This is a genomic window from Treponema zioleckii (assembly GCF_014737315.1).
GTDB classification, from domain to species: Bacteria; Spirochaetota; Spirochaetia; order Treponematales; family Treponemataceae; genus Treponema_D; species Treponema_D zioleckii.
Genome location: NZ_JPUF01000094.1, coordinates 1 through 8,329, shown reverse-complemented (window position 1 = coordinate 8,329; position 8,329 = coordinate 1). Strand labels below are relative to the sequence as shown.

The window sequence follows — 8,329 nt, the reverse complement described above, 5'->3', positions numbered from 1 at the left end:
GGAAAGTTGATAACTTGTCAGTTTGGACACAGATGAACACAGATAAACACGGATGAGACACGGATTTTTAAGGGGCGCTTTTTGGTTGCAAAGACAGACCCCAAAAAATGCGGGAACGGGAAAAATATGAAGTAGGAATAAAAGAGGGATTTTTCGGCGGGAGTACTTTTTTTTGTATAGGATATAGTAATATTCTCTGAGATTTTAAAAGTCCTGCACTGCTCGACTCGGCAAAATCAAAAAAAAGAAAATCTTGGAGGATTTATGAAAAAACTTTCTAAACTTGCGGCAATTTTTGCGGCATTGGTTATGGCGTGCGTGGTCACTGGATGCGGTGATGACTCGTCAGATGAAAATGAGGGAAGAACGCTGACAACTCTTCCTGCTCCTACGAATCTTGTCATCAACTCAATGACGGACAACACAAGCAATTGCGCCGTGAACATCACATTCAACTACAGCGGAGAAACTGGTGCTGAAGGCGCAACGACGGCAGTGCTCGGCTACTCGACTACAAATGATTCTTCGCAGGCAATTGCCTATGACAACATCACTTGCACCACTATTGAAGCTGGCTCGAACACACGAACAGTAAACATTCCTTCAACCAGCGCGCCATATCTTACACCTAGCAACGGAAGAAAATACTATTTCTGGCTGAAAGCGGAAGGTCCTGCAGTCAGAGAAAGCGCATGGAGCAATGTCGCTGAATTCACATACAGCGCAAACTAGAAATCTTGAAGGCTTTATACGGGCGGGGGCAACTCCGCCGTTTGATCAATTTTCCTCCCCCAATTTTCATACTTCATACTTCATACTTCATACTTCACAATTCACACATCATCCCGCCAGGGCTTCCACCGGGTCTAGTTTTGCGGCGCGGCGGGCAGGGCTAAAGCCAAAGAAGATTCCTACGAAGACGCTAAAAATGAACGCAATCAGGCAGGCGTAAAGCTGCACGGAGAACGGCTGACCGCGGACGTATTCCACAGCAAAGCTGATTCCGATTCCAAGGAGAATTCCCAAAATTCCGCCAAGGACGGTTATGCTCGCACTTTCCACGAGGAACTGTCGGCAGATTACGAACGGGCTTGCGCCAAGTGCTTTTCTAATTCCGATTTCCTGACGGCGCTCCGTTACGGTAACAATCATTATGTTCATAATTCCGATTCCGCCGACCAAAAGCGAAATAGCGGCGATTCCAGAAAGCAGAAGGCTCAAAAGGCTCGTAATCTCGCTCATCTGGTCAATCATCGTCTGCATGGACATTACGTACACAGAGCCTTCCGTGCCTGATTTTTCGGTCATGTAGTTGGTAATGTCCGTCACCATCGCGGTGCAGTAAGATTTGTCGGTCGCCTGAACCATAATCGTGTCCGCGGTCGGGTTCGGCTTGATTTTTTTTGCGTAAAATCCGCGGGGAACATAAATTCCTGTCGTGGAGGATTCCATTCCGCTGGTCTGCTCTTTTAGAACGCCCACAATTCTGAACGCAAAAGGAACGCTGCTAGAAACCACAAGAACGCCCTTCCCCACGGCATTGCCTTCTGGAAAGAGCGCGGCTGCAACCTCGCTCCCAAGAATCATTTTTTGCGCGCCAAGATATTCGTCCGTCACCGAAAAATATTCACCATAATCAAGGGCAAGCCCGCACATTTCAAGGTAACCAGGCTCGATTGCCGTTGCATTGTTCGAAACGCTGGTTTCTCCGTAACTCACCGTAAAATTCGCAGAATTCTTGTACCACACTTTTTTTACGTTCTCAATGTTGTCAAAAAGGTCTTGCCGAAGCGGTTCGTCAAACTGCAAGGTTACGGCATCCCGATTGCGGCGCATAAAGCCTGAGCTTACGCTTACCAAATCAAGTCCCGAAGAACCGAACGTCGCCTGAATCTGTTTTGTGGAGCTTGAGCCCATACTGGTGATTACGATTACGCTCGCAACGCCAATAATCACACCCAAAAGCGAAAGGAAAGTGCGCGTTTTTGCACGTGAGAAATTCCGCAAGGCATCAATAAAATCTTCAATCATTCTTGCCCCTCCACGCTCGAATTTTTTGAGTCGCTCTGAATCTGTCCGTCAAAAATCCGAATGCATCTTTTTGTGTTCTCACCGATTCTTGGGTCGTGGGTTACGATTACGATTGTCGTTCCGCTTGCGTTGATTTTTCCAAAAAGTTCCATTACCGCAACTCCAGTATGGCTGTCGAGCGCGCCTGTTGGCTCGTCCGCAAGAATTATAGAAGGATTCGTAACGGTTGCCCTTGCAATCGCAACTCGCTGTTTTTGCCCGCCAGAAAGTTCATTCGGAAGATGGCTCACGCGGTCGCTCAGACCCATTTTTTCCAGTGCGTCCAATGCCATGTCGCGGCGAAGATTTTTTTCGATTCCCTGATAGCGAAGCGGAACCATCACGTTTTCGAGGACGGTCATTGACGGAAGAAGATGGTACTGCTGAAAAACGAATCCGATTGTCTTGTTCCGAAGGACTGCAAGTTCCTTCTCGGTCATTTTTGCGGTCTCTTTTCCGCCGATTCGAACGATTCCGGACGTAGGGCGGTCAAGGCAGCCAATCATGTTCATGCAAGTGGATTTTCCGGAGCCGGAAGGACCCATTATCGAAAGGAATTCCCCCTGTTCCACGGCAAAGCTGATTCCCCGAAGCGCGTGAACCTTTTCTTCGCCCATCACGTAGGTCTTTCGAACATTTTCCATTAAAATCACGTTGTCGCTCATAAATTTTCCTCTTAAGAATCTTTGGGCCTCCGCTACCGCCCGACAATTTTTTAGTCCACTTGCCAATAATGCAGAGTCACTGGAGCTTCCACCCGCCAGTTTTTAAGTCAACTTTCCAGCTCGTTGGTAGAGGGGGCGGTTTTCCTCGATCCAGCGGTGCTGTCACTGCAAGCCGTTTAGAACGGCGGGCCGCCAAAGCCTCCTGGACCGCCGTTTTGATTTTTGTTTTTGTTCGATTTTCCGCCCTCGCCTTTTTTGAACGTCCTTAACCGTCCGCTCTTTTCGGCTGAAGACTGAGCTTTTAGTCTCTCGCCGCCTTCAAGCCCCGAAATAATATTCACGTATTCGGTGGTGTACGGCTCAACTTTCACTTCAACTTTTACGGTCTTTCCGTCGCCTTCAATAATCTCAACAAAAGAATTTCCCTGCTCATGCCCGATTGCGTACCGTTCAACAATCAACTTTTCCTCTGGCTCGGTAATCTGGATTTTTCCGGTGAACGAAAAATTCGGCAGGATTCCCGCAGGAACGTCGTCAATCCGAACCTTCGCCTTAACTACAGTCGCACCGCGGGAAGTCACCTCGCCAATCGTCGGGTACGAAACCACGTAGCCTTCCACAGTTCCATCGTAGGCCGGAAAAGTGAACTCAACCTTCTGACCGACTTTCAGCTTTGAAACATCTGTTTCGGCAATCTCAACCTCGGCAGTAAGATAACTCGTATCTACAAGAGTTCCTACAGAATCCTTCGCCTCAAGATAGTCGCCCGGGTCAACGTCAAGGCTCGCGATTATTCCGTCAAAAGTCGCGGTGATTTTTCTGTCGGCAACTTTTTGCACGAGAGATTTTCTCTGCGCAAGAAGAAGGTTCAATTTTCCCGCGGTCTGCGAAATTCTAGCCACTCCGATTTCGTAGTTCGTGTTCGCGAGGTTGTAAAGTTGCTCGGTGTCGTCAAGCTGCACAATCAGGTCACCGGACTTAACCTCGTCGCCCTCTTTTTTGTAAACACCCACAACAGTTCCGTCGTTCCGCGACATTAGGCTCTGGGATTTTGCCGCGCTCACCGTGCCCGCAATCTCAATCACATTCTCGTAAGTTTCCTTTCGAACAACGTAAAACGTGCTGTCGGAAGATGATGAGGAAACGATTTTTTTTGCGAGGATAATTCCTCCCGCAATCACAACAATCGTGCTAAAAATGCCAATAGCGATTTTCTTATTTTTTTTCATATTCAGTCTCCGTTCCGTACAAAAAGCAACTTTGTCTCTGCATTGCAGATTACAAGCTCAACCGCGTTAATCAGCATGTTCAGCTCGGCGATTTCTTTATTGTTCTTCGCGTCAAGATAATCGTTTTCGGTCACGTAGCCCTGCTTAAAATAGCGGGCCATGTCTTTTTCGAGATTCTCGTACATGTCGGCTTCTTCGGCATAAGAAATTTTGTTCCAGGCAATATCGCTGTACGATGAACTTTTGTCGAGAATGTCAGTCTCATAAGAATCCTTTGCAGACTCAATCTCAACATCTTCAATCTGGCGCTCCAATTCATCCTGTGCCTTCTCGATTTTTGAAAGCCGCCACGTGTTCGGCGTAAATCCCAGGGACAAAGCAAAATACGGGCTTTCGCTCTTTTCTAATTTTCCGTCTGAACCCAAAAGATTCGTTCCGGTCGGCATGTAAGCACCGGCACTGGCCGAAAGCCCTTTCCACGCCCAGGTGAGCTTTGCACCAAAAACATCGGAATTCGTAAAACTGTCGTTAAAAATATATTCGCCTGCCGCATACAAAGTCATGTCGTAATCGGCTTCACGCTTTAATTCATTGATTTTTTTATTCCACTCGGCACTTTCAAACGTGGAATATTTTTCAAGCGGATAATTCTCAAGATTTTCAGGCTCAACGGCAGGAATTTCAGAAGGAAGGAAGGCAAGAACCGCAAAAAAAGATTTTTCGCCCGCCTTTACCGGGTCGTCCTCGGCAGAATCTTTCTCATACGAAACGCCGCACTTCCGGGCAAAAATCATCGTCTCGCGCTCAAGAACGCGCTGTTTTTCAAGAACGGAACGTCTGTCGCTCTGAACGCTCAAATCCGCCGCACGATATTGCGAAGAAGATTTTGAATAGCCCTGAGTCAGCAAAAGCCGCAAATTCATGGCATCATCATAAAGCTCGCCTTTGGCATTCAGAACCGCAACCGCCGCCGTGTAAAGTTTTTTTAAGTTTTCGTAAAATTCTTTTTCCGCCGTCAAAGCCGCGTCCAAAACCGCCCGCTCCGCCTCCAAAGAAGCCCTCTCCGCTTCCAAAAGCTCAGCCTGCCGCTCCTTTGATTTTCCAGAAATTATTCCCACCGAAAGAGAAACGGTGCCGTCGCTCACTGATTTTTCGCCGTCCTGAATCGTAACGGGAATCGAAACCGAAAGCGAAGAGTCCGAAAATTCCGTTGCCGAAACATTAGCCTGCGGAGTGACAGTGATTTTTGTGGAATCAGAAGATGCCAGAATTTTCATTTCTCCGGTTGAAAGCGAAACTGTGATTCCGTTGTTGATTTGTGAAGATTTTAAATCCAAAGATTTTGATTTTGCTGTCAGCATTGATTTTTTAACTGCAAGACTGTTCTGGAGATAACCTGCAAGGAGAGAATCGAGTTTTTCTTTTTGCGCACCACCTCGCTCATCGGCTTTCAAGCCAACAGGGCACGAAAGACCTAAAAGGAGGACAAGAAATGCACTTAAAATTCCTGACGTTTTCATGCAAAAAATCCTAAGTGGCATTTCTTAAATCAATATTAAAATTTTATATTTATAAGAATTTTCTTATTCCGCAAAACAGTTTTTTATGGAAGGCTCTATATCAAACTAAAAAGCCATTTTACAAACCTTACCACAAATTCCATAATCGCAACTACGAGTGTGGAACCTGCAACGAACGTGCCAATAGAGCTTCCGAGCGATGACAAAAAGAACACGAGCAGAACTTTAAGAATCCTGTTTTTGTAGAATCCCTTGAACGAAATGTCGTCCTGCAGAGTTTCCATATCGCTTACGGTCGGCTTTTTTACCATCGCCTGCACGATTCCGGTAAACATTCCCACGCCCACGAACGGGCACAGCGACGTAATCGGCGCGCCAACCACGGCCACGAGAACCGCCAGCGGATGCGCAAGAGCAATAATCGAGCCGATTCCGGCAAGAAGTCCGTTCCAAATCACCCACGAACCAAGCATTTCCGTACCTTTCGTAGCTCCGCCGTAAACAAATCCCGCAACAATAAGAGCCACTATGAGAGCAGGGATTATCCAGCCCGCAAGTTTTGCACTCTTCTTTTTCTCAGGCACTTTGCTGATTTTAGTGGTATCAGAAGACTCTTCACTCTTTGCAATTGCGGTAAGATGCTTCTCAACGCCAGGAAGATGCCCTGCCCCCAAAACGGCAACGACTTTGTTCACGCCATCTTTTTGGCTGGCTTTCCACGTGTGAGCCGCAAGATAAAAATCACGCTCGTCAATAAGAACCCGCTTTACGGCCGGCATGTAGGCAGAAAGTTCTTTCATCATTCCGTCCATTTCGTTTCCGTTCTTCAAGTCCTCAATTTCGTCGTGGCTCACTTCCTCGGTGCTGAACGCACTTCCCAACAGAATTGAGAAGAGTTTTATCTTTCCCCAGAACGAGTTCTCGCCCCAGGCACGGCGCAAAGTTGTCTGAATCGGGCGGTCAACCATCTCGCTCCTGATTCCCAGCTCTTCCGCCGCCTTGATTCCTGCGCGCATTTCATCGCCAGGCTTTACGCCTACGTTCTTTCCCATGCGCCGCTGAAAGCTCGAAAGAATCAAATTCGCAAGCATCAAAAAGCCTTTCTTTTCTTTAAGGACTTTTACGATGTCGAGTTTTTTCCAGCTCTCCTGGTCGTTAAGAGAGGCAAACCTCTGCTCGTCAAGCTCTATCGCAACGCAGTCAGGCTTTTCCTCGTATATTGTCTGTGTAACTTCATCACAACTTTCTTTTGAAACATGGGCCGTTCCAATCAGAACGAACTGTTTTCCATTCAGCTCAAGAATTTTTTTTGTCTGTGACATATCCGATTCCCTAAAATTTACTCGCCTTTCGAAGCCCATTCTGCAAGCCTATACTCAAAGAACATCGGAGTTTTCATCTCTACGACCTCGTTGTAATACTTCATGGCAAGTTCTGTCTTTCCGCGAAGGTCAAAATACAAAGCGAAATAATAAAGGAATTTGCCTTTCTTGTTTTTTATCGTCTCTTTCTGAATCTTTGTGGCAACTTCCCCGTCTCCGGCGTAGTCGTGGAACATTCTGACCAAAAGATACTCAGTTGATTTTCTGTCCATTCCTTTCATAACGGTTTCGGTGTATTTTCTGCAATCCTGGTGCTTACCGAGTTTTTCGTAGCAAGCGGCAACCATGAGCGCGTAGAACGGATTGTCTTTGCTGTACTTTCTGGCATTAAGGAAGGCATCTCCTGCTTCTTCGTAATTTTTTGCATGCCAAGCAAGGATTCCCAAAGACTCATACGCGTAGTAGTAATCTGGATTCTTCTCAACGACTTTTCTGTAGTTTTCGAGAGCCTGAGCAGTCTTATTCTGCTCGTCGTAAAGGCCTGCAAGATATGCGTAGCCCAAGAAGTAATCTGGCTCAAGTTCCGTGGTCTTTGTCCAAGCTTTCTCAGCCCCTGCGTAGTCGCCAACGTAACGGCTGTAGCTTCCCAAATCAAAGAAATAGTCGCTGTTCGTAGGGTCAGAGGCGATTGCCTTTTTTATGTATTCAAGGGCAGCCCGGTATTCACGGTTCTCGCCTTTCAGTTTTCCGAGATATGCGAATGCCTGAGCATTGTTCGGGTCGATTTTAAGGATTTTCTCAAATGAATCTTTTGCGTCTTTGTCGTTCGTAAGGTAATAAGACATTTTTCCGTAGCCAAAAAGTGCCTCAACGTTGTTCGGCGCATACGAAACTGCCTGTCTGTAATAATCTCGCGCGCTGCGGTAACTTTTTTTCAACGCCTGCTCGCTTCCAAGCTCCACGTAAACATCCGCATTCTTAGGGTCAAGCGCAAGAATCTGTTTTAAGTACTGACTTTTTTTTGCAGAATTTCCCTGGCTTTTTGCCACCATCGCGTTCAATTCAAGAATGTCGATATTGTTCGGTTCCTTCGAAAGCAATTTTGAAGCAAGCTCAGCGGCATCACTGTCTTTTCCTGCCGAAAGAAGGAGCGAAGCCTTCAACGTCATAAGGGCACTGTCGTCTTCAACAGAGGCTGGTGCAGACTCAAAAAGTGCGATAGCCTCGTCAATCGAGCCGTTCTGCAAAGCCTTGTTCAAATTCTCGGCAAAAGAAACGTCGCTGGCAGCAGGAGCCGCACCCGAAGATTTTACGGTTTTTACTCCGCCGGTGCTTTTTGAGCTGTTAGTGATTGCAGTTGCGGTAAACAATGCAAAAAAGAGAATTCCACATGAAACTGATTTTTTGATAGATAACTTCAACTTATTTTCCCCTCAAAAATTAGGATTATAAAATACAGATTAAATAAACTTTTAACAAGTTACAGCCTAAAAAGTCACACGCCTTGTGCATTATAAACTTGT

7 protein-coding genes are annotated in these 8,329 nt (G+C 46.5%); 1 reads left to right on the top strand and 6 read right to left on the bottom strand.

Going from position 1 to position 8,329, the window contains the following annotated elements:
- Positions 1-264: 264 nt before the first annotated feature.
- On the top strand, positions 265-732 hold the full coding sequence (locus JI65_RS15980; protein WP_191018162.1) for a hypothetical protein: 468 nt from the start codon (positions 265-267) through the stop codon (positions 730-732).
- A gap of 108 nt (positions 733-840) precedes the next feature.
- Here the strand turns inward: JI65_RS15980 and JI65_RS15975 are convergent, their stop codons facing one another.
- From JI65_RS15975 to JI65_RS15950, 6 genes are all read right to left on the bottom strand, one after another.
- Positions 841-2,031 carry an ABC transporter permease gene (locus tag JI65_RS15975; protein ID WP_191018161.1) on the bottom strand — a complete coding sequence of 397 codons (1,191 nt, stop codon included), beginning with the start codon at positions 2,029-2,031 and terminating at the stop codon, positions 841-843.
- A complete protein-coding gene (locus JI65_RS15970; protein WP_191018160.1) occupies positions 2,028-2,735 on the bottom strand; it encodes an ABC transporter ATP-binding protein in 708 nt (235 codons plus the stop codon). Before JI65_RS15970 ends, JI65_RS15975 begins: the two co-directional genes overlap by 4 nt.
- Before the next feature lie 176 nt (positions 2,736-2,911).
- Complete coding sequence (locus JI65_RS15965; RefSeq protein WP_191018159.1) at positions 2,912-3,964, bottom strand: efflux RND transporter periplasmic adaptor subunit; 1,053 nt, start codon at positions 3,962-3,964, stop codon at positions 2,912-2,914.
- A 2-nt stretch (positions 3,965-3,966) separates the two neighbouring features.
- A complete protein-coding gene (locus JI65_RS15960) occupies positions 3,967-5,484 on the bottom strand; it encodes a hypothetical protein (protein WP_191018158.1) in 1,518 nt (505 codons plus the stop codon).
- A 95-nt stretch (positions 5,485-5,579) separates the two neighbouring features.
- The gene (locus tag JI65_RS15955) at positions 5,580-6,806 is read right to left on the bottom strand and encodes a TraB/GumN family protein (protein ID WP_191018157.1); all 1,227 of its coding nucleotides are present in this window, start codon (positions 6,804-6,806) and stop codon (positions 5,580-5,582) included.
- A 17-nt stretch (positions 6,807-6,823) separates the two neighbouring features.
- Entirely contained in the window at positions 6,824-8,227 is a 1,404-nt protein-coding gene (locus JI65_RS15950) for a tetratricopeptide repeat protein (protein ID WP_191018156.1), read from the bottom strand.
- Between the last annotated feature and the right edge of the window lie 102 nt (positions 8,228-8,329).